Here is a 25,100-nt window from a genome sequence, read left to right as displayed (position 1 = left end):
AACTAATAAACAATAGATTAAATTATGAAGAAAATTTTAACGGTATTTATGATAATGTTATCTATATCTGTTTTTTCTCAAGTAAAAACAATTACAGGTAAGGTAACAGATGAATTTGGTGAGCCTATTGTAGGGGCATCACTATTTATAAAACAAACCTCGAAGGGTAGTCTTACAGATTTTGATGGATTTTATTCTATAAAAGCTAAAAGGGGAGATATCATCATTTTTTCTTATTTGGGGGCAGAAAGTAATACGGCAATTGTAGGGGATAGCAATGTAATAAATGTGACTTTAAAAAAATCTGCTGAAGAATTAGAAGAGGTTGTTGTTGTTGGATATGGAGCCGTTAAAAAGAGTGATTTAACAGGATCTGTATCTTCTGTAAAAGCAGAAGATATTATGAAAACACAATCTATATCATTAGATAATGCTTTGGCAGGTAGAGCAGCTGGTGTAATTGTAACTTCAAACTCAGGAACACCGGGTGCAGGAGCCAATATTACCATTAGAGGTATTAGTACTATTTCAAGTAGTGAGCCATTGTACGTTATTGATGGTATTCCTATGGAGAATGAAAGTTTAGATGTATTATCAGCAGATACTACTGGAGGAGATAGTATGAGCCCTTTGTCTTTAATTAGTCCAGAAGATATTGAATCTATAGAAATTCTAAAAGATGCTTCAGCAACAGCTATTTATGGATCTCGTGGATCTAACGGGGTTGTTTTAGTGACTACTAAAACAGGGGTCGCTGGAAAAGGAGTGGTTGCAGTTTCACACAATTATTCAATAGGAACAATTCCTCATCCTACACCATTACTAAACGCTAATGAATTTGTGCTTTTGGATAATGAATTAAGTCGTAACAGTGGTACCGCTCTTGTAAACCCAGAATTATTAGCTGATGCGCAAGCAGGAAAGCTTAAGACTACAGATTGGTTATCAACAGTAACAAGTCCGTCAATAACAAAAACTAGCAATCTTAGTTTTAGTGGAGGGAATAAAGATTTACGTTATTTAATTTCCACAAATTTTTTAGATAGTAAAGGAATGATTTCAAATACTGATTTCAAACGTATTCAAACAAGAATAAACCTAGATGCTACTGTTAGTGAAAAAGTTAAAGTGGGAACTAGAATTACTTACGCTTATGTTGATAGTGATTCTCAATCAACAAATGTAGGTCAAAATGCAGACGGTTTTGGAGTTGGAAATATTATCAGAAGAGTACTTGAGGCAGATCCAACAAAAGATATTTATCAAACAATTGAACCGGATGAAGAAGATTTAATAGAGAATCCAGATGCTGAACCAGTTATTGTCAATCCATTAGATTATCTTCAAAATAATAGTTGGAATACAAAACAATATCAATTATTAGGGAGCATGTATCTTAATTATAGATTCTCTAAATCACTTTATTTCAAAACTAGTTTTAATTATCAAAATAGATATTCAAAACAACGTTTTTATCAAAATAGAGAGGTAAGACCAGGGCAACTTACACGTTTTTTAGGTTGGGCTAAAACTGGAGATTCACAAAATGAAAGTATCTCTAATTCAAACGAATTACATTTTGATACAAAATTTGGAAAACATCAAATTAATTCAATTTTAGGGCAGTCTATAGAATATAGATCATCAGATCGTGTCACTACAGATCATAGAGGTTTTCCTAACGACTTTCTTACATTTTATGCACCAAAAACAGCTGATACTTTTTTTGGAGATACTGTAGATTTTTCAGAGTCACAATTGCTTTCTTATTTTGGTCGTATCAATTATACCTATAATAAAAAGTACTTATTTACTTTAACAGGTCGTTACGATGGTTCTTCTAAATTTGCTATTAATAATAAATGGGCATTTTTTCCTGCAGGAGCTTTTGCCTATAAATTATCTGAAGAGGAGTTTATGAAAAACATACCTGAAATTTCTCAAGCGAAATTTCGAGTAAGTTATGGTAAAACAGGAAATCAATCTGTTAGAAGTTTTCAATCTCTAAGTACATTAGATCCGGACACTTATGTTGTTGGAGATGGTGCAGGAGGTGAAACAACTACAACCGTTTATTATTCAAGTCAAATACCTAACCCTAACTTAAAGTGGGAATCTACCAATCAATTTGATGTAGGTCTTGATTTGGCTTTCTTTAAAAATAGAGTAACGTTAACAACAGATTATTATTCTAAAGTAACTTCTGATCTTTTATTTAATTCTAATAAAGTACCTGCACAATCTGGACAAAGTAATTTTGTTAGAAATTTTGGAACGATTAGATCTAAAGGTTTTGAATTAGATTTAGGTTTGAGAGTAATTAACAATAAAAATTTCTCGTGGAATTTTAAAGGTAACTTCTCTGTAGGTGAAGCAAGAATAGATGATTTAACTACTGATCTTGCTGTAGGTCAGACTTTAGCAGGTGTAGCTGGAGACGGTACACAGCGTTTGATTAATGGTGATAAAGTTGGTACATTTTATGGTTTTAAAAGAGCTGGTATAGCTCAGTTTGATGATTTCGTTGAATTTCAAGGATTATCAAACGCAGATCAGATAAATTTATACAATTCAGATAGAACAGCAAGCTATACGTACATACCACGTGCTGATGGAGCATTATTGTATAATGAAGCAAATCCTTCTCCTGGACAACAATTGTTTTATGATACTAATGGAAAAGATGGAATAACTGAAGATGATAAGGTTGCAATTGGTAATGCACAAGCAGATATGATGTTTGGTATTAAAAATGATTTTAAGATAGGAAATGTTGATTTTAGTTTCTTTTTAGATGGTCAATTAGGTCAAGAGATTGCCAATATTACAAACGTAAGATTGCTAACATTTACTGGATCTCGTAATGCGTCAGCTGTAGTAAAAGATTCTTGGAGTCCAGAAAACCAAAATTCAGACTTTCCTAAACTAGGGTCTGTAGCACGTGTATTTAATGATATGTACGTTGAAAATGGATCTTTTGTACGCTTACAAAATATAACCATAGGTTATAGTTTTCCAAAAAAAGTAATTGCTAAGATGTTACTTACATCATTAAGACTGAATGCATCTTTAAACAATGTATACACCTTTACTAATTATTCAGGTTTTAGTCCTGATGTGAGTGCTTACGGAAGAAACAACCTATCATTAGGTCATGATAGATCTGGGTATCCTAATACAAGAAGGTTTGTAGTTGGACTAAACCTTTCTTTTTAAATTAATCTTAAAAATTAAAATTTATGAAATATATATATATAATAGGTTTGTTGATATTGGCATTGTTACCAATATCATGTGATGACTTTTTGGACGAAAACCCTAGGGGGGTAGTTGCAACGCATGCTTTTTTTAATACGGAGTCTGATGCTCGTTTAGCTACAGATGCTATCTATCATGCTTTACAAGATGGACAATCAACTTCAATATACGGGGGGTATTACTGGCATTCTATTGATGTAGGGACTGACGATATTGTTTCTAGAGACAATAATAACACAAATGAATTTATGACTCATACAGTAGTTCCAGAAAGTGTTTGGTTAACAAATCGTAGACAATATCAAGGTTTTTGGACAGCAATATCTCGTGCTAATGATGTTATAAAATATGTGCCAAATGCAGAAATTTCTGAGGAGAAAAAAAATGCATTTATTGGTGAAGCTCATGCTTTAAGAGCTTTTGCATATTATAATTTGGTTAGAGTTTGGGGAGATATGCCAAAGGTTATAAACTCTGTAACCTCAACAGCTGATTATGATTTACCTCGTTCTAGTGTAGATGAAATATATGATGAAATTATTATTCCAGATTTAAAATTTGCCGAAGATAATTGTGCAGATGCTTTACATGATGGTAGAATTACAAAATGGACAGCTAAATTAATTTTATCAGAGGTTTATTTAACTCGTGCAGGATGGAGAAGAACTTCACAAGGAGACAAAGTTCAAGGAGACCCAGCAAACTGGGCATTGGCAGCAGCAAAAGCCAAAGAAGTGATTGATGATTCACCAAATGATTTAATTACAGAGGCTGTTGTAGATGGTGAAAATATTACTCCAGCTTGTGGGGTAGCTTGGTTAGAAAATCAACCTTATAGTGTAGAGTCTATGCTTGAGTTGGGAGCTACAGTTCTTGGTCAAGTGGGATCTTGGACCTCAAGAATGGCTTCTAACAGTCCTGATGGAAGAGGTTATTGGGCAGCTAATCGTAATCAATTCCCTCCAGGGTATACAGAAAGAGTTAGAGATTTAGCTTGGCCAGGTACTATTAACAGTAGTGGAGGTAATTTGCCTTCACCTGATTTATACGCTGCTTATGATGAACCAGGAGATCAAAGAAGAGATTGGGGGATTATTACAAAATATGTAACTGCTGCAGGTGATACGATTCTAACTCAACCACTTCTTAGAAAATTTATTGATATAGATTGGTTTCTAGGTACAGATGATAGAGAATTTAGAGCGCTTAATAATAATGCTATATTATATCGATTTGCTGATGCTTTATTAATATATGCTGAAGCTCAAAATGAAGCAGATGGGGCACCAAATGCAGATGCTTATAATGCTATTAATAGAATTAGAAGAAGAGCATTTGGAGTTACAGATAATTCTAAAGACTTAGCTGGTTTATCTCAAGATGAATTCAGAACTGCAGTACTAAAAGAGCGTAGATTAGAATTAGCAGGAGAAATAAAAAGACGTTTTGATTTGATAAGAACAGATGGATTTGACGTTGTTAATGATGGATCATTAATAACAACTTTTCCAGATTCTTATAATGGTAGCTTTAGTTTTAATACAAGTTATGGTAATTACACTTGGCCAGATCGAGAATGGCTGTTACCAATCCCTGTAACCGAAATGAATTTAAATCAACTTAATGGTTGGGAACAAAACGCGGGGTATAATAATTAAGAAAGTAAGATAAATGTAAAACACAAGACATTCCTTAGTGATTGTCTTGTGTTTTTTAGGTCAATACAGTTAGTTATTTTAATAAATTTTTGGTTGTTAAATTCTTAAAATGATTTTCAATTATATAGAATACTCAATCAATAATACAAGATAAAATCGCTTTGTATTAATCATTTTATTACTTTATGGTAACTTAATTTTTTATCACACTTCAATTTTTTTAGGGTTTTACATTGTATTGAGTGAATTCAGCAACATAAAAGAATGATAAGAGGAATGTGTTTTCCTTATGTTATACTCATTTTTGTCATAGTGCTAGTTGTATTTATTGAACAGAGGAGTTAAGAAAATAAACATTCCTAAAAAGTTAATTCATCAATATTGATGAACTATCAGTATAAAGAAATAACAAAAAAATAAGATGAAAAAAGAATTTTGGTTCGGTGTAATATTGGTATTTCATTTTAATAATATACTAATAGCACAAATAACATCATCAAAAAAAAACAAACCAAATGTTGTTTTGGTCATGACTGATGATCAAGGAATGGGAGATTTTGGATGTACGGGTAATCCATATATTAAAACTCCAAATATTGATAAATTCTATAAGGAGTCAATAAGGTTTACAAATTATCATGTTTCTACAACTTGTGCCCCTAGTAGAGGAGCTTTAATGAGTGGAAGACATACCAACCGAGTAAATACTTTTCATACTATTACAGGGAGATCATTACTTTTTGAAGATGAGGTTTTACTTCCTCAAGTTTTTGCTAAAAATGGCTATACTAATGGGATGTTTGGTAAATGGCATTTAGGAGATAATTATCCTTACCGACCAGAAGATAGAGGTTTTCATGAGGTTGTAAGAATTGGTGGTGGAGGTATTACTCAAGGACCAGATTATTGGTGGAATGATGGTTTTGATGATACCTATTGGCATAATGGGAAAATGCAAAAATACAAAGGGTATTGTACAGATGTTTTTTTCTCTGAAGCGTTGGAATTTATTGAACAAAATAAAGACAATCCTTTTTTCTGTTACATTTCAACAAACGCACCTCATAAACCATGGAATGTACCTAAAAAGTATTTAGATATATACAAAGACGTAAAAGCTTTGGACGAGAATTATCAACGTTTTTACGGAATGATTACTAATGTAGATGACAATTTTAAATTATTAGATGAGAAATTGGATGAGCTAGGTGTAAAGGATAATACAATAGTTATTTTTACAACAGATAACGGATCTGCTGGAGGAAATAAAATTTATGATGCAGGTTTAAAAGGAGGAAAAGGAAGCGTATATGAAGGAGGACACCGAGTGCCTTTATTTATTAGATGGCCAAATGGTAAGTTAACAGGAGGAAAAGATATTGATGAGTTAGTTGCTCATTATGATTTGCTACCGACTTTTGTTGATTTATTTGATTTTGATTTTAATCCAAGAAAACCGTTGGATGGGAAAAGCTTAAAACCATTACTTTTCAATTCTGAATCAAAATGGGAAAATCGTACTATATATGTAGATACTCAAAGAAAACAGAATCTAATAAAAAACAGAACTTATTCTGTAATGGATAATAATTGGCGTTTGATAAATGGAAAGGAATTGTATGATATAAACTCAGATCGTAGTCAAACAAAAAACATTATCGAAAAATACCCAGAGGTTGCAAATCGTTTGACTATAGGTTATGAAAAATGGTGGCAATCCATCATGTCAGAGCATCCAAATGAAAGATATGGATATATAAAAGTAGGTTCTCCAAAAGAAAATCCAACTAGAATTTCTGCTCACGATATGTTTACAGGCAAACACAACGGAGCATGGCATCAAGACGGAGCATCAAAAGCCGTTCAAGCAGCGGGTAGATGGAAAATAGAATTTGTTGAAGATGGAGAATATGCTATTTATTTAAGAAGGTTTCCTAGAGAAAGTGGACATGCCATTAACGATACGTTTCCTAGTCAAGAAAAAAGAATAGAGTTGCATAAAACAATGGTGGGGAGTACAAAATCCGATTTTGAAAAGGCCTACTTATATGTGGCAAATATTGAAAAAGAATTAAGTATCAATATTGGGCAAAATGAAGTAAAGTTTACAGGTAAAATACCTGCTGGGAAATATGATATGGAAGCACAATTAATAGACAAAGCAGGTAAAGTATATCCTGCGTATTATGTCTATATAGAAAAACTATAATTCAATACTATGAATAAATCAATACAGCAAATCATTTCAATCCTGTTTATAGGTGCAATTTTGATAGGATGTCAAAACAATAAAAAAGAGGAAGCTAACAATACAGTTGATTATATCACAGAAACATCAGGTGATGTTGATTTTGGAAAAACAGATGTCTCGGCTTATACACCTGAAATACGAAAGAACATGGAAAAGCTTTACGAAGATAAATTCGGAATGTTTATTCATTGGGGACCTTATGCACAATTGGAAGGAATGTGGAATGGTGAGAAAAAAAGTGCGGAATGGATTATGAAAGTAGGACAAATTCCTGTAAAAGATTATGAAAGAGAAGCGGCTGCAAAATTTAAACCTGTAAACTTTAATGCAAGTGAGTGGATTGATATAGCAGAAAATGCTGGAATGAGATTTATGGTTTTAACAGCCAAACATCATGATGGGTTTGCTATGTATAAATCACAGCACCCATATAACTTGGTAGAATTTGCAGATTTTGGTAGAGATATTTATAAAGAATTAGCCGAGAAATGTGCAGAAAGAGATATGAACCTTGGATTCTATTATTCTCAAAGTCAAGATTGGCATGAAAAAGGAGGAGTGGGTAATGATTGGGATTTTGAAGGGGTCTTAAAACCGCAAAAAGATTTTGATGATTACTTCTACAATAAAGTAACACCACAGGTAAAAGAATTAACAGAAAACTACGGTGATATTTTTATGGTTTGGTTTGATACTCCTATTCAAATGGATGATGAAAAATGCCAGTTGATGATGGATATTGTGAAAGAAAATCAACCAGGAGCATTGGTAAATTCAAGGCTAGGGAATGGCTTTGGACATTTTGATGTTTCAATAGATAATGGAAAAACTCCAAGTGTAAGTACCGCAACTTGGTTACCAGATTTAAAAGTACCATGGCAAACACACGAGTCTGTAACCCAAGGTGGCTGGGGATATACTTCTTATGGAGGTGATTTAGATCGTACAAAAGATTATCCTGATTTTATTTATAGCTTTTGTCGTATTGTTGGTAATGGAGGGGTTTACTTATTAAACGTTGCACCAAGGCCTGATGGAACCATTCCTCAGTCGCAAGCTAATAGTTTACGTGCTATTGGAGAATGGTTAGAGGTAAATGGAGAAGCTATTTATGGAGCAGACCCAAGTCCTTTAAAATTTCCACCTTACGCTATCACAAGCAAACCAGGAAAAGTTTACCTACATCTTAAAGAGATAACAAATAATAAAGTCGACTTAACAGGACTTTTATCTAAAGTAAATAAAGCATATGTATTGGCAGATACTTCTAAACAAGCCTTAAGCTTTAAACAGGACAATGATGAATTAAGTGTGACTGTGCCAACACCTTTAATTCAACCTAAAGTAACAGTAATTGCTTTGGAAATTGATGATGAAAAAGCAAAAGTAATTGATGAAACACTTCAACAAGAAGAAAATGGTATGATAAAATTACCAGTTTCAAAATGTGAATTTGCCATTAGACGTATCAGTTACGATTATGATACTGAGTTAACACATCGTTGGGGAGAAAATGTTAAACAAGGATTGATTTGGACTATAAATGTAAAACAACCAGGTGCTTTTAAAGTGATAAGTGAAGATACTGGAGACCATGATTTTACTTATAATCTAATTACTTCTAAAGAAACTTTAGAGTTAAATGCCAAAGGAACTATTGGTAAATTAACTAAAAAGGAGCAAGAAGGAATTGTAATATTAAGCAAAGGAATACATCAAATTAGAGTTTATCCAAAGGTAACCACTAGTAAAAAAACAAAACATAGTTACAAGTTCAAAGGGTTGGAGTTAATACCAGTTAATAAATAAAAATTTTTATACAGATGAAATCTTATCTAAAAATAGTTGTAATCGGATTCATTGTTCTTTTAACTTCTGCCTGTAAGCAAGATTTAACAATTAAAGAATCTACTTTTAGTCAATCATTGGTTCCGGGTAAATTTGTTCTTCCTGCAGAAGACGGTTGGTGGAATTGGGGGATGTCTCCCATTTATGATAAAAAAGGGAAGTTACATGTTTTTATGTCTACTATTCCTAATAGTGGACGTTGGATAAAAGATAGCAAAATAGTTCACTTTGTAGCAGATACTTCGGAGGGGCCTTATACATTTGTAGATACTACTTTTTCAAGTCCTACTTCTACGTATCATAATCCTCAAGTATCAAAAGTTGGAGATGATTATGTGATGGTGTATTTAATTAAGGATAGAACAACACCAAGAATAGAACAGCAAATAGGTATTGCAACTACCAAATCGCTAAATGAACCATGGGTTGAGAGTCCTCACAATCCAATCATAAAAGCTTCAGGGTCTATGGATGGATCAACTATTATTCATGCCTCCAACCCAACTTTTTTGGTAGATGAAGATGGGAAATATAGAGTTTATTACAAATCAATTACCGATAAACACAAATCAAAGCAGTTTAGAGAAATTTCATTAGCAATTAGCAATAATATTGAAGGTCCATATGAAAATTATGAAAAAAATCCATTGATATCCTATGCTGATATGGGCTTAGATATTGAAGATCCCTACGCTTTTTATTATAAGGGAATGTACTATTTAATTGTTGAAGATCGTATGGATGTAAAAAGTGCTTTAGAAGGCAATCCAAAATATCTTGATAAAAAAGAACTTGGGGGAAAACGTCCAGGGTTAATATATCAATCAAAAGACGGAATTCATTGGGATAGACCTCAAATAGGTTACAATACCAATAGTCACTATTTCAATCATAAGTTAGCAAGAAGCGAACGCCCTAATATTTTATGGAAAGATGGAAAACCAGAATATTTATTTCTGGCTTGTCATGATGAAGACCCAACGGCAGGGTATTTCTTAAAAATACAAGATTGGAAATAAGTATATAAATATCATTAGAGAATTCAAATTTATAATAAAATGAAAAAAAGTTTGGTTTTATTAATTGGTGTGTTATCATTTATATCTGTAAATGCATTTTCTCAAAAAAATGTTACTCACCCATATTGGGCACCTAAAACATGGAAACTTAGAGCTGATGATATTACAACTATTATGGGGTTTAGAGCTAAACTCAAAGGAAATCTTAATCACTTAGATCGTCCTACACCTACAGTAGTGAACAATGCATTTATTCGTGGTTTTTTAACCAAAGAAGATGTGATGACATGGGAAGTAGAAGCTCCTTACGAAGCTGAATATAACATCGCCCTTTTGTATACAGGTAGTAATGATATCCTTTCGGAATCAACTTTTGAGGTCACTTCAGGAACTTCTAAAATTATAGAAAAAGCCAATGTTAAAAATTGGGATACTAGACCCATTGTTCAAAGACATTATTTAAAGCAAAATTTGTTACTTAAAAAGGGAATCAATAAAATCAGTTTTCGTTTAGTGACTTTTGGAAAAGAAAAAACAAAAGAGGAGAATGCTGAAATTAAAGCCAATGCCAATATAAAACCGAATCCTTTTGCTTTTTGGTCTATTGAATTGGTACGACCAGAAGCATTAGTAGCTATAAAAGAACGTGCAAAAGAAATAAAAGCAGATCTGCAATGGATGGTTGATGGAAAATATGGTTTGTTTGTACATTTTTCATCTAGTTCAGTTCCTTTTGAGGGAGGTTTAAAGTTGGGAGATCAGTATCAAAAATTGGTTAAAGATTTTGATGTAGATGTATTTGTAGAAAAAGTACTAGAAATAGGTGCTTCATGGGTTACGTTTACTTGTGCTCATGGTACACAACATTGGCCAGGACCCAGTAAAACAATTGATAGTATTAAATCAGGATTTACTTGTGAACGTGATTTAATTAGAGAGTTGATTGATGGGTTAGGGAAACACAACATTCGCTTAATGCTTTATTATAATCCTAACAGTGGGATGGAAGATTTATATGGGAATACTTACGGTAATGGAGACCAACCAGATCCATCAGGTTATTTTAATTTTTTAGAAGCTCATTTTCGTGAAGTGAGTCTTAGATATGGGAAAGATTTAGCAAGTACAGCGGGTTATATAGATGATGGGGGTTGGAAAGTCTATCAATTAGATCCGCCTTGGGAAAAATTTGTAAAGGCTATTAAGGCTGGAAATCCAAATGCTCCTGTAGGGTTTAGTCAAAATTTATTTCCAAACTTAACCCCTTTTAGTGATTTGGTGGTGTCTGATGGATCTGGGAGAGTGCCGGAAATTCAGCCAGCATTTTTATTTGAAAAAGGTGGGCAATTAGAAGGTCAATATCCAGCTAGTTGGTTTTATATGGATGGATGGTCTAGCAGAGTAAAAAATGGAAAGTTTACTCAGAAACCTAAATTTTCAGCCGAAAAATATATTGAGATTTTTAAGAAAGCAGATCAGGTAAATATGCCTATTACCATTAATTTGGCAATGACACCTGATGTAACTAAGGGGCATCCTATTTTTAACCCAGAGAGTATTGAAATCATGAAAAAAGTCCGTAAGGCTGTAAAAGGGTATTAAAATATAAAAACACACTTTAATCATAACAAAAATGAAAAAAACAAAAGTTCTCGTAATATTTTTATTCTGTATAATTTTTACAGGTTTTAATCCTGTTGTTTCACAAGTAAGTTATAAAAATAGTGATGGAAGTATTTTTGTACCCAAAGATTTTTATCCCAAATTTAGTTGGGAAACAACTCCTCAGTATTTTATGTTTCAAGATAAAAATCGCTTACTAACACCTAAGGAAGTTGCTTTTATAGCACCTCGTACCGATTTTATTTGTATTGAAAAATCTCATGGGAAAAAACAATTAGGAGCTGCTGAATTAGGAGCTAAAGCAGAGGCTAAGGCTTTTAAAAAAGCAAACCCTAATATTAAAGTATTGTTTTACTTTAATGCTGCTTATGCTTGGACATATACTTCTTATACCAAAGATTTTTCAGAGAAAGGAATCAAGAAACATCCAGAATTAAAAGAGTTTTTGATTACCAACCCAAAAACGGGAAAATTAGCAAATCACTTTGGAGCTTTTTGTTATGATTTATTAAATCCTGAATTCCGAGAGTGGTGGGTAGAAACTGTTGCTAAAGGTGTAAAGGAATCAGATTGTGATGGTGTCTTTATAGATCAAATGCATGGAAATAGTAGGTTTCGAAAAGGAGATAAACCTAAAATTGAAATTGCTATGGGAGAAATGATGGCCGCACTAAAGGAGAAAATGGGGGAAGATAAAATATTACTAGGTAATAATGCCAATAATAAAGATGCAGGATATGTGTATCCGGTTTGTGATGCCGTAATGTTTGAAAACTATTCAAAATCTAGATATACTAAAGAAAGCTTATTAAGTGAGTGGGGAGATATGTTAAAAAATGCTAAAGAAGGAAAAATTTCTGTTTTTCGTCTTGGTGTTGATGGAGCAGGAAGGGGAAATATTAAACCTAATATGCCTGAACTGTCTAAAGAGAAGTTAGAATTTGCTTTGGCTTGTTATTTAATTGGAGCACAACCTTATTCGTATTTTATGTATAGTTGGGGGTGGAAGTTGGCTACAGGACCTTTAGTAGATTATCCTGAGTTACAAAAACCTCTTGGAGCACCAAAAAATGCTTACAAACGAATCAATCCAAATGGTTGGGATTTTACTCGTGAATTTGAACATGCTAGTGTTTGGGTAAATACAGAAACAAGAAAGGCTAAAATAATTTGGAAATAAGAGAATAGTTGAAAATGAAATTAAAATAATTAGATAATGAAATTAATAAATAGAACGATTTTATCTGTTCACAATTTGTTTGTGGTTATGATTTTTAGTGCTACTATTCAAGTTAGTGCTCAGAATGGAAATAGTGCAACATCATTAATAAAAAAAACAGATTTTAATGTAGCAATACAAGACAATAATGAAAATTCAAAAAAGGAGTTAAAGCTTTGGTATAATAAACCAGCTCCTAATAGTAATGAGGGCTGGATTAATCGTTCAATTCCAATGGGGAATGGTTATATGGGAGCTAATGTATTTGGAGGTACAGAAACAGAACGAATTCAAATTACTGAAAATAGTTTGTATGACTGGGGTAAAGATCGTGGACTTAGACGTAGAGGTTTAAATAACTTTTCTGAGGTATATATTGATTTTAAACATACTAATACTACAGACTATAAACAGGAGTTAAATTTAAATAAAGGTATCTTATCCTGAGTTACAAAAACCTCTTGGAGCACCAAAAAATGCTTACAAACGAATCAATCCAAATGGTTGGGATTTTACTCGTGAATTTGAACATGCTAGTGTTTGGGTAAATACAGAAACAAGAAAGGCTAAAATAATTTGGAAATAAGAGAATAGTTGAAAATGAAATTAAAATAATTAGATAATGAAATTAATAAATAGAACGATTTTATCTGTTCACAATTTGTTTGTGGTTATGATTTTTAGTGCTACTATTCAAGTTAGTGCTCAGAATGGAAATAGTGCAACATCATTAATAAAAAAAACAGATTTTAATGTAGCAATACAAGACAATAATGAAAATTCAAAAAAGGAGTTAAAGCTTTGGTATAATAAACCAGCTCCTAATAGTAATGAGGGCTGGATTAATCGTTCAATTCCAATGGGGAATGGTTATATGGGAGCTAATGTATTTGGAGGTACAGAAACAGAACGAATTCAAATTACTGAAAATAGTTTGTATGACTGGGGTAAAGATCGTGGACTTAGACGTAGAGGTTTAAATAACTTTTCTGAGGTATATATTGATTTTAAACATACTAATACTACAGACTATAAACAGGAGTTAAATTTAAATAAAGGTATCTCGTTTGTAGAATACAAGCAAGATGGTGTAGAATATTCTAGAGAATACTTTACTAGTTACCCTGATAAGGTGATGGTGGTCCGTTTAAATGCTTCCAAAAAAGGAGCATTGTCATTTACTCTTCGTCCTACTATTCCTTTTATAGGAGAAGGGAAATCAGGTTCTGTTTCGGCTAATGGAGATTTGATTACACTTTCTGGTGTAATGAATTATTATAATATTAAGTTCGAAGGTCAGTTCAAAGTAATCCCTGACGGAGGAACAATGGGGGCTACAAAAAATGGAAAAATTAAAGTCTCAGATGCAAATAGTGCTGTAATTTTAATTGCGGTAGGAACCAATTACCAATTAGATTCTCAAGTGTTTTTAACCGATGATCCAACTAAAAAATTAGAAGGATTTACAGATCCACATGAAAAGGTAACCAATTATATAGAAGCTGCTGCTAAGAAATCATTTGAAGAATTGTTAACAAATCATCAAACTGATTATGTATCGCTTTATGGTCGTGTGAATTTTAATCTTGGAGCTGTTGAACCGACGATTCCTACCAATGAATTGATTGATGCTTATCCTACGGGAGGTTCTAGCAAATATTTAGAGGAACTTGCCTTCCAATATGGACGTTATATGTTGATTTGCTCTTCTAGAAAAGGTACGCTTCCTCCACATTTACAAGGAATTTGGAATGTTTATGATAGAGCACCATGGTCATCTCAATACTTGCACGATACAAATGTGCAAATGGCATACGCACCCGTTTTCTCTGCTAATTTACCTGAACTTTTTGAGTCTTACGTAGATTATTTTAACACATTTGAACCTAGACAACGTTTGTATGCTACTCAGTACATTAAACAATACAACAGTTCTCAATTAGATCCAAATGGTGATAATGGTTGGTCTGGTCCATTTTGGAGTAATCCGTACAATGTTCCAGGAAAATCTCCAGTTGCTGGATTTGGTACAGGTTCTTGGATTGGACTTTTGTTTTGGGATTATTATGATTATACGCGTGATGAATCTATATTAGCCAATAAGGTATATCCTGTTATATACGAACAAGCCAACTTTGTGTCTAGATTTGTAACAAACACTAATGGCGTTTTATTAGCAAAACCTTCTTCAAGTCCAGAACAAAAATTAAGAAACACAGTAGGGACTACATTTGATCAACAAATGTTTTATGAAAATCATCACAACACCATTAAAAGTGCAAAAATCTTAGGTAGAACCGATACTAGATTATCTACATATGAATCACAACTTCCTTTATTAGATCCTATTCAGGTTGGAAAATCAGGGCAGATCAAAGAGTTTCGTCAAGAAGGGTTTTTTGATGATATTGGCGATCCTAATCATAGGCATACTTCTATGTTGTTAGGATTGTATCCAGGTCAATTGATTAATGATGAAACTCCAGCTTGGTTAGATGCTGCTAGAATTAGTTTGATAAAACGTGACCATAAAACCAATATTGGATGGGCACGTGCTGAACGAATTTCCATGTGGGCACGAGTACATGATGGAGAAGAAGCTTATTCTTATTATAAAGAATTATTAGGCGAAAATTATTTACACAATTTATTTAACGATCACAGAGGTGATCCATTGTTTCAAGCTGATGCAAATTACGGAGCAACAGCTGGGGTAGCCGAGATATTATTACAGAGCCAAGACTATGTAATATCTCCATTAACTGCTTTACCAAAATCTTGGTCAAAGGGTAGTTATACTGGATTATTAGCCCGAGGAAATTTTGAGGTTTCAGCAGAATGGTCTAAAGGACAAGCTAATAAGTTTGAGGTGTTCTCAAAGTCAGGAGAAGTTTTAGAATTTAGGTATCCTAATATTGCTAAGGCAATGATTAAAACATCTGATGGTAAGAAAGTGGAATTCACAGAAAAGGATAATGACCAAGTAAGTATTCAGACGATTGCAGGAAAAACTTATATCATTAATGCTATTCCAGAATATATTCCTGTGTCATCACCATCAAAATTAAAAATTGAGAATACTACAATCGAGAATCAAATTAAACTTTCTTGGAAAGCAAGTAAAGATGCTGTATCGTATAATATTTATTGTGCTATTGGTAATGCACCAAATTATAAACTAGTCGCATCAAAAATTGTGAATACTGATTTTATTTATACAAATACTGATGTAAAACAGTATAGTCAGATGACGTTTAAAGTGGTAGCTGTAGGTAATGATGGACGTGAAAGTGATAAAGGAACCACAGCAATATATCTATTGCCTTAAAGAGTAAAATAAAGAAGATGAAATTAAAAAGAAATTCTAGCTGGGTATTCATTGCTGTTATCATTTTTTGTATAAGTATTAGCAGTTGCAATCATCAAAATAAGGTGCCATCATATTTAAAAAGGTATGAAGATTCTTATGCTAAAAATCCAAGAGCAGCAGCTTTAGAGTGGTTTAAAGAAGCTAAATTCGGAATGTTTATCCATTACGGATTATTTAGTCTAACAGAAGGGTATTGGGGAGATATTCATTCTAAACCTGCAGAATGGGTACAATTGCGTGCTAAAATTAGACCTGATGAATATGCAAAATTAGCAGACAAATTTACAGCTGAAAATTTTGATGCAGATTTTATTACTGATTTAGCGGTAGAAGCAGGGATGAAATATATCAATATTACCACAAGGCATCATGATGGTTTTTGTTTGTTCGATTCAAAATATACAGACTTTAAAAGTACCAACAGTCCAGCTAAAAGAGATTTGGTTGCTGAATTGGCGGAACAATTCCATAAAAAAGGTTTAGGAATATTTTTTTACTATTCACACGGACGTGACTGGAAACATCCCCACGCTCCTAATAGAGAAGAGTGGGGAGGAAATCCAAAACCAGATTACAACCCACGAGAAGAATCTTACAAATACGGAAAGGAACATAATTTACAATTGTATGTGGAATACATGAAAAATCAAATAACGGAATTGCTAACCAATTATGGACCTATAGCTGGAATTTGGTTGGATGGAAGAGCGGTTCCTAATTCTAGACCTGGAAAGATACAGGAGTTAAAAATTCAAGAATTATACGATCATATTCATTCATTACAACCTCAAGTACTTGTTTCTTATAAACAAGGAATGTTGGGAACAGAAGATTTTAAAGCTCCTGAACGTCATTTTGATGGGACATCAGAAGTGCCGTTGGAAATATGTAATACTATGCAGCCTTACGCTTGGGGTTATGACAGAGATAACAATGTAGGACACAAAACAGCAAAGGAAGTGATGGAGATGTTAGCACATACAAAAGAGATGAAAGCTAATTTATTACTAAATATAGGGCCTTTGCCAGATGGAACTGTTTTTCCTGATGATATTACAATCTTAAAAGAAGTAGGAAAACGTTTAAAACAGTAACAAATGAAAGCAATAGTTAATCATTTTAATTATAAAATAATTTTTTTTCTTCTTTTTATTGTTTTTATATCATGTAATAGTGATTCTAGTAATAAAATTGAATTATATGTTTCTGTGAATGGAAATGAGTCTGGTGTTGGATCCATCGAAAACCCCTTTAAAACCATAGTAGAAGCCGTTGAAGTTGTAAGAGAGTTACGAAAAAAAGGTAATAAAAGTCAAGCAACAATTTATTTACGAGAAGGACGTCATCAGATACGCGAGACTCTTGTTTTGGGAATTGAAGATGGTAACCTGGAAGAGGAAGCGATGAAGTTGTCATCTCCATATTTAACTTTTAGTGCTTATCCAGGTGAAAAACCGGTAATTAGTGGAGGTTTACCAGTAGAGGGCTGGACAATTGTATCTGATGATTTATTTAATCTTTCAGAAAGTGCAAAAGGGAAAGTATGGGTGGCAGATATTCCTAAAGAAATTGACAAGTTTTATACATTATATGATACTCATGGACGTTTGAATAGAGCTAGATCAGAAGGTTTTATACCTACAAAGATGGGAGATAAAAAAACAGTTTATTTTCCAAAGGGTAAAATAAAGAATTGGAAAAATATAGAGGATGTAGAGTTAAATATTAGACCAAGCAGAGCTTGGATGATTAATATGCTTCCTTTAGCTTTTGTTGATGAAGAAAATGGTATAGCAAAAACAAAAGTTTCTGCAACTTATGCTATGGGCAAGTTGGCTCATTGGGTACATAAAAAAGATGGTAATTCTGCATGGATTGAAAACACAATAGAAGCTTTAGATGAACCGGGAGAATGGGTTATAAACTCAAAAACAAGAAAAATCTATTTATGGCCATCCAATGTATCAGCAGATGGTTCTCCAGAAGGAATTCTTGCTCCAACAACTAGTGAATTAATACGTATTGAAGGAGGAATAGATTATAAAGGTTCTAAAGACAAACCTGTTAAAGGGATTTTATTTTCGGGAATTACTTTTTCACATGCCGATAGAAGGGGGTGGGTAAGTGATGAAGATCAATTAGGTTGGGGAATGCAACATGATTGGGATATGTTTGATAGACCTACAGCAGCTTTACGTTTTAGAGGATCTGAAGGTTGTCAAGTAACACATTGTAAGTTTATAAATTCAGGTGGTTCAGGTATTCGTTTTGATTTGCATGCACAACAAAATAAAGTAACAGATTGTGAGTTTGCTTATTTAGGAGAAGCGGGAATATTATTGGCAGGATATGGTCCAGGTACTAAAGATGTAAACCATCACAATGAAATTGTAAACAATCATATCCATCATTTTAGTGAAATTACTTGGCATTCTCCAGGTATATGGGCTTGGCAAAGTGGTCACAATCGTATTGCTCATAATTATGTACATCATAGCGGGTATGCAGGAATACTTGTTACCAATCGTGTGGAGCCAGATAGGGAGTTAAATAATGAAGGAGGAAGAACGGTAAGGCATGATGAGATTCCTGCTGAGGTAATTAAAAGTACAGAAGAGACTTACGAAAATTGGAAAGTACGTGAGAAGTATAACCATGCAAGACATAATATTATAGAGTATAATGAAATTACTCATGCAGTACAATTATTGTCTGATGGAAATTGTATATATATTTCTGGAGCAGGAACAGGAAATATAGTACGTTATAATTATTTACATGATAATTTAGAGCATTCGATGCCAGCTCCTATCCGTTGTGATGATGACCAACATGAAACTTTGATTTTTGGAAACGTACTTTATAATAATTACGCCTTTAGTGCAGGTATTGCATCCAAAGGAGTAAATGATATTGTTAATAACTTTATTGTAGCACCAAGAATAGCTCCTAAGTTTGGTTATATCAGTTTTGAATGGGTTCCAGTTTCCGGGGCAAAAGTGCATCGTAATATTATTGTTTCTCACCCAACAGGTGGAAATGCTTATGCAGAAAGACCTAAAAGAGGTCAAACAACCAATCTTCCAAATTTATTAGAAACAGATATGGATGAAAATCTATATTTCAATTCACAAAATACTAATTGGATGAACAAACATTTTGCCAGAATGAGAACTAACAATAAAGAGAAAAAGAGTTTGTTTGGAGATCCGATGTTTATAGATGTAGAAAATGGAAATTTTAGATTTAAAAAAGGAAGTCCGGCCATAGAATTAGGAATAGAGCCTTTAGATGTATCAAGGATGGGAATTATAAAGAATTAATTAGTAAGATATGTACTCATGGTTGTAAGTAAATTAAATGAATATGAGAAATAAAATCATTTTAGTAATTGTAGCACTTTTAATGTTTTCAGTAAGTGCCCAGACTTCAAAAAATAAAAAACCTAATATCATTTACATACTCGCTGATGATTTAGGAATAGGAGACCTAAGTGTTTATAATGAGAATAGTAAAATTAATACACCTCATTTAGACAAGTTAGCAGCAGAAGGAATGAGGTTTACAGATGCACATACTTCTTCTTCAGTTTGTACACCTACTAGGTATGGTATTTTAACAGGTAGGTATAATTGGAGAACACCATTAAAACAATTTGTTACTTGGGGAACTTCACCAATGTTGATAAAAGATGATCGCTTAACAGTAGCAGATTTATTACAACAGAATGGCTATAAAACTGCAAATATTGGTAAATGGCATTTAGGATTAAACTGGAGTTTGAAAGATCATACTCAGGAATTAGAACATTATTCAGGAGTTAAAGACAAGTATCCAATTGAACAATTAGATTATTCCAAACCACTTAAAAAAGGAGCTTTAGACTTAGGTTTTGATTATTCTTATTTATTAGCAGCATCGTTAAATATGCCACCTTTTGTCTATATAGAAAATGATAAAGTGGTCATGGAGCCAACAGGAATATCTGAGCAAAAAAGATCTGAAAATAAATATGCTTATTGGATAAAAGGTCCTATTTCTAAAGATTTTGTTCATGAAGAAGTATTACCTGTTTTTATAGATAAAACAGTTTCTTATATAAAAGAAAACGCAAAAGATGAGCAGCCTTATTTTATATATCTTCCTTTACCTGCACCTCATAATCCTATTTTACCAATTGAACCTTGGAAAGGAAAAAGTAAGATAAATCCTTATGCTGATTTTGTATTAATGATTGATGATTTAATGGAGAAAATATTTAAAGCTGTTAAAGATAGTGGAGAGGAAGACAATACGATGGTAATTTTTACTAGTGATAATGGTTGTGCTGCAAATGCCAATTACGGAGTATTAAAAGCCAAAGGTCACAATCCCAGTTATATTTATAGAGGAAATAAAGGAAGTTATTTTGAAGGAGGACACCGTGTTCCTTTCATCGTAAAATGGCCTAACAAAATAAAAGCGAATAGTGTTTCTAATACAACAATTTGTACTACAGATTTTATGACAACTTGTGCTGATATTGTACATCATAATTTAAAAGATAATGAAGCAGAAGATAGTTATAGCATAATGCCTTTATTAACACAAAGGAAAGGGTATGCTAGAGAAGCAACAATTCATCATAGTAAAGAAGGTGTTTTTGCCATCAGAAAAGGAGATTGGAAGTTAATAGTGGCTCCAAACTCTGGATTAAATGCACTTGGACGACCAGGTAAAAGAGATGAAAAACTTCCTGAAAATATATTATATAATTTAAAAACGGATGTTGGTGAGCATATCAATGTAGCTGATAAAAAACCTGAGAAAGTAAAGGAATTAAAGCAATTATTAATTAAACAAATTAATGAGGGGAGAAGTACACCTGGAAAAGCACAAAAGAATGATGAGATTGACTTTCCATGGATACAGGCTGCTTTTGCTTTAAAATAAATCAAAAAGAAATTATAAAATAATTAAAAATGAAATCAATTAAATATTTACAAAGGGCAATACTTTTGTTACTAGTGGCTTGTTCAGGGATAAGTCAAAATAAATCTCTTAAAAATACCAAGCCTAATATTATTTTGGTCATGACAGATGATCAAGGAATGGGAGATTTGGCTTGTATGGGAAACCAAGTATTAAAAACCCCCAATATTGATGCTTTTTATGAAAAGTCAACTCGATTTACGGATTTTCAGGTAAGTCCTACATGTGCTCCTACGCGTTCTTCATTAATGAGTGGTTGCCGTCCTTTTGAAGTTGGAGTTACTCATACCATTTTACAACGTGAACGTATGTCTTTAGATGTTTTTACCATGCCACAAGCTTTACAATCGGCAGGTTATAAAACAGGTCTTTTTGGTAAATGGCATTTAGGAGATGAAGAAGCATATTTGCCTACCAACAGAGGTTTTGATGAAGTTTTAATGCATGGAGCAGGAGGAATAGGACAAACAAGATATGGTGATTTTCCTCCTAATGAAGAAAACTTGTATTTTGATAATATTTTACTTCATAACAATACCATTGTACAAACAAAAGGGTTTTGTACCGATGTGTTTTTTGATGCTGCAGAAAGCTGGATTAAAAAACAAGAAGAATCTAAGCAACCTTATTTTGCTTATGTAGCCTTAAATGCACCACATGCACCATTGGTAGCACCTGAGAAATATAAAAAACGCTTTTTAGAATTAGGATATGATAAAGGAACAGCTGGTCGTTATGGTATGATTGAAAACATAGATGATAATTTTGGTGAATTAATGCAAAAATTAGCAGCATGGAATGCTTTGGATAATACCATTGTTATTTTTATGACAGATAACGGAGCAACTCATTTAAAAGGGAAACTTAACGGAAAACCAGTAACACATTTTAATGCAAATTTAAGAGGAGGAAAAAATTCTCCTTTTGAAGGAGGAACACATGTACCTGCTTTTTGGTATTGGAAAGGAAAATTTAAAGAGGGGGTTGATGTTGATGGATTAACAGCTCATATAGATATGTATCAAACTTTTTGTGAATTAGCTGGAGTTACATTGCCAGATACGATGCAAAAGCTTAGTGGTAAATCTTTGGTACCACTTTTAGAAAATCCTAAAGCAAATTGGGCAGATCGTGAACTGTTTATTCATTGTGGACGTTGGGCTGCTGGTAAACGTGAAGAATCAAAATATGTAAAATCTGCAGTTAGAACACAACAATGGCGTTTTGACAATAACAAAGAACTTTTTGACATTTCTGTAGATCCATCAGAAAAAAATAATGTAGCTGCAAAGCATCCAGAGGTGATAGCAGAATTGCAAAAGTCTTACAATCATTGGTGGGAATATGCAAAACCTTTAATGGTAAATGAAGGTTTGCCAAAAATAGAACCAAAAGATCAACCTTTAGCAAAACGTTATTATAAACAGTTAAAAGAACAAGGAATTCCTAATTGGGCTCCTAAAAACACAAATAATTAAAAGTACCATATAATGAAAAAAATCATTTCAATTTTTTCCTATTTATTATTAGGAAGTGTATTATCTACAGCGTATGCTTTAGATATTTATGTGAGTCCGAATGGGGCTGATACTAATAAAGGAACTGCAGATAAACCTTTAGCAACTTTTGCAGCTGCACAACAAAAAGCACGTAAGTATACAGGTAAAGAATCTGTAACCATTTATTTTGCCGATGGTGTTTATTATTTACCAGAAACCATAGTTTTTACACCAAAAGATTCTGGAACAGAAAAACAGCCAATTAGATATTGTGCACAAAATGAGGGGAAGGCTGTATTGAGTGGAGGCATGGCATTAGATCTTAAATGGAAGCCTTATCAAAACGGTATTTATCAAGCAAAAACTCCAAAAGGAATCGTAATAGATCAGGTTTTTGTTGATGGTCAGAATCAACGTATGGCACGTTATCCTAATTACGATGCTAGTAAAAAAACAGATGCTTATCAAGGTTATGCAGCCGATGCTTTTTCTAAAGAACGCGCTGCAGGATGGAAAAATCCTAAAGGTGGATATATTCATGCCATGCACTCTAAACGTTGGGGAGGTTATCATTATATCATCACTGGAAAAAATGCAGGTGGTGAGGTTACTTATGAAGGTGGTTGGCAAAATAATCGTCAATTAGGAATGCATAAGGAATACCGTATGGTAGAGAATATTTTCGAAGAATTAGATGCTCCAGGTGAATGGTTTCATAATCAAGAAACACAGACTTTATATTATAAACCTGAGGCATCTACAAATTTAGAAACAGCTAAAATAGAGGTTGTAAGATTAAAACAGTTGATAGACTTTAAAGGAACTATAAAACAACCAGTAAAACATATTACGTTACAGGGGTTTGTGGTAAAACACGCGGCTAGAACTTTTATGGAAACCAAAGAGCCTATGGTACGTTCTGACTGGACTATTTTTAGAGGAGGTGCTTTTATGTTATCAGGTACAGAAGAGATTCAAATTTTAGATTGTGAATTCGATCAAGTTGGAGGAAATGCCATTTTTGTGAATATGTATAATCGCAATACATTGATTAAAGGAAATCATATTCATCATACAGGAGCAAGTGGAGTTTGTTTTGTAGGAGATCCAAATGCTTTACGAGATCCGTTGTTTGAATATGGAGAAAAAAATGAAGTTTCAAAAATTGATAAAACACCTGGACCTAAAACAGAGAATTATCCTGCTTTGGGAGTTGTAGAGGATTGTTTGATTCATAATATAGGAACGGTTGAACGTCAGCCAGCTGGAGTGCAGATTGAAATGGCTATGGAAATTACCGTTAGAGATTGTTCTATATATGATTGTGCACGTTCAGGAATTAATATTGGTGATGGTGCTTTTGGTGGACATTTAATAGAGCGTTGTGATGTGTTTAACACCGTTTTAGAAACTCACGATCATGGTTCTTTTAATTCTTGGGGAAGGGATCGTTACTGGAGATTGAAAGGTTTTGATATTAATGAATATCCAGAATTACCATTTGCTGATGCGATGAAAACAACCATTATTCGTAACAGTCGTTGGCGTTGTGATCATGGTTGGGATATTGATTTGGATGATGGTTCTACAAACTATGATATTTATAACAATTTAATGTTGTCAGGTGGTTTAAAACTTAGAGAAGGATACCGTAGAAGAGCTTGGAATAATATTACAGTAAACAATACTTTTCATCCACATGTATGGTATGAAAATAGTCAAGATGAGGTGTTTTCTAATATTTTTATGTTCAAATATCAGGGAGTTAAAGTGCCAACAGCACAGAACCCAGGTAAACTTGTGGATAAGAACCTCATTTTTAATTCAGAGTTAACACAAATATTTGGTTGGGATGAACATTCTATTGTAGCAGACCCACAATTTATAGACCCCAAAAATGGTGATTTTAGAGTAAAAGAAGGATCTCCGGCTCTTAGTATTGGTTTTAAAAATTTTCCAATGGATCAATTTGGAGTAAAAAAAGCCTCATTAAAAGCTATTGCAAAAACACCAGTAATTCCTGCATTGGGTGTTTCAGAAGAGCTAAAGAAAAAAGGTAAAACAAAAAAAAGGTCTAATAATTCTACTTGGTTAGGTGCATCTATTAGTGGTTTATCAGGTATGGAGTTTTCAGCTTATGGAGTGTCTAAAGAGGATGGAGGTATTGCTTTAAAAGAAGTTCCTAAAGATTCTCAAGCAGCCAAAGCTGGGCTTTTAGAAGGGGATCTTATTTTAACAGTAAATGGAGAAAAAGTAGTTAATGATAAAAAGTTTTTAAAGCTTTTAAAATCAATAAATGACTCCTCTGTTATTTTAAAAATTGTTAGAGAGCAACAAGAAATGGAGATAAAGGTTTCTTTATAACACAATCTTTTAAATTTAAT

The 25,100-nt window shown here is 33.1% G+C and carries 14 protein-coding genes; all 14 read left to right on the top strand.

The genetic code is table 11. The features are described 5' to 3' along the window. The first annotated feature begins 24 nt into the window (after positions 1-24). The 14 genes from AXE80_RS07410 to AXE80_RS07345 all read left to right on the top strand — a co-directional run bounded on the left by AXE80_RS07410 (position 25) and on the right by AXE80_RS07345 (position 25,080). Positions 25-3,216, top strand: a complete 3,192-nt coding sequence (locus tag AXE80_RS07410) for a SusC/RagA family TonB-linked outer membrane protein (RefSeq protein WP_083194614.1) — start codon at positions 25-27, stop codon at positions 3,214-3,216. A 23-nt stretch (positions 3,217-3,239) separates the two neighbouring features. Continuing rightward, positions 3,240-4,916, top strand: coding sequence for a RagB/SusD family nutrient uptake outer membrane protein (locus tag AXE80_RS07405; protein ID WP_068825902.1), 1,677 nt, complete (start codon positions 3,240-3,242; stop codon positions 4,914-4,916). A 421-nt stretch (positions 4,917-5,337) separates the two neighbouring features. Beyond that, a complete protein-coding gene (locus tag AXE80_RS07400; RefSeq protein WP_068825900.1) occupies positions 5,338-7,125 on the top strand; it encodes an arylsulfatase in 1,788 nt (595 codons plus the stop codon). Between the two features lie 9 nt (positions 7,126-7,134). Next, positions 7,135-8,976: an alpha-L-fucosidase gene (locus AXE80_RS07395; RefSeq protein WP_068825898.1), complete on the top strand. Its 1,842-nt coding sequence runs from the start codon at positions 7,135-7,137 to the stop codon at positions 8,974-8,976. 14 nt (positions 8,977-8,990) lie between these two features. Beyond that, on the top strand, positions 8,991-10,034 hold the full coding sequence (locus AXE80_RS07390; RefSeq protein WP_068825896.1) for a glycoside hydrolase family protein: 1,044 nt from the start codon (positions 8,991-8,993) through the stop codon (positions 10,032-10,034). A 39-nt stretch (positions 10,035-10,073) separates the two neighbouring features. Continuing rightward, the gene (locus tag AXE80_RS07385; protein ID WP_068825894.1) at positions 10,074-11,636 is read left to right on the top strand and encodes an alpha-L-fucosidase; all 1,563 of its coding nucleotides are present in this window, start codon (positions 10,074-10,076) and stop codon (positions 11,634-11,636) included. A gap of 31 nt (positions 11,637-11,667) precedes the next feature. After that, the gene (locus AXE80_RS07380) at positions 11,668-12,837 is read left to right on the top strand and encodes a putative glycoside hydrolase (protein WP_068825890.1); all 1,170 of its coding nucleotides are present in this window, start codon (positions 11,668-11,670) and stop codon (positions 12,835-12,837) included. A gap of 36 nt (positions 12,838-12,873) precedes the next feature. Next, complete coding sequence (locus AXE80_RS07375; RefSeq protein ID WP_083194613.1) at positions 12,874-13,323, top strand: glycoside hydrolase N-terminal domain-containing protein; 450 nt, start codon at positions 12,874-12,876, stop codon at positions 13,321-13,323. A gap of 175 nt (positions 13,324-13,498) precedes the next feature. Then, positions 13,499-16,204, top strand: a complete 2,706-nt coding sequence (locus AXE80_RS07370; protein WP_206208112.1) for a glycoside hydrolase family 95 protein — start codon at positions 13,499-13,501, stop codon at positions 16,202-16,204. 17 nt (positions 16,205-16,221) lie between these two features. After that, positions 16,222-17,340: an alpha-L-fucosidase gene (locus AXE80_RS07365; RefSeq protein ID WP_083194612.1), complete on the top strand. Its 1,119-nt coding sequence runs from the start codon at positions 16,222-16,224 to the stop codon at positions 17,338-17,340. 3 nt (positions 17,341-17,343) lie between these two features. Next, positions 17,344-19,569, top strand: coding sequence for a right-handed parallel beta-helix repeat-containing protein (locus AXE80_RS07360; protein ID WP_083194611.1), 2,226 nt, complete (start codon positions 17,344-17,346; stop codon positions 19,567-19,569). Positions 19,570-19,612: 43 nt separating this feature from the next. Beyond that, positions 19,613-21,178 (top strand): sulfatase family protein, encoded by a 1,566-nt coding sequence (locus AXE80_RS07355; RefSeq protein WP_068828760.1) that lies wholly within the window; start codon positions 19,613-19,615, stop codon positions 21,176-21,178. Between the two features lie 29 nt (positions 21,179-21,207). Continuing rightward, complete coding sequence (locus tag AXE80_RS07350) at positions 21,208-22,695, top strand: arylsulfatase (protein ID WP_068825883.1); 1,488 nt, start codon at positions 21,208-21,210, stop codon at positions 22,693-22,695. A 12-nt stretch (positions 22,696-22,707) separates the two neighbouring features. Continuing rightward, positions 22,708-25,080, top strand: a complete 2,373-nt coding sequence (locus AXE80_RS07345; RefSeq protein WP_068825880.1) for a PDZ domain-containing protein — start codon at positions 22,708-22,710, stop codon at positions 25,078-25,080. Positions 25,081-25,100 lie beyond the last annotated feature (20 nt).

This window comes from Wenyingzhuangia fucanilytica, assembly GCF_001697185.1.
In the GTDB taxonomy this organism is placed as follows: domain Bacteria; phylum Bacteroidota; class Bacteroidia; order Flavobacteriales; family Flavobacteriaceae; genus Wenyingzhuangia; species Wenyingzhuangia fucanilytica.
The sequence above is the reverse complement of the archived record's forward strand: the minus strand, read 5'-3'. Positions and strand labels throughout refer to the sequence as shown.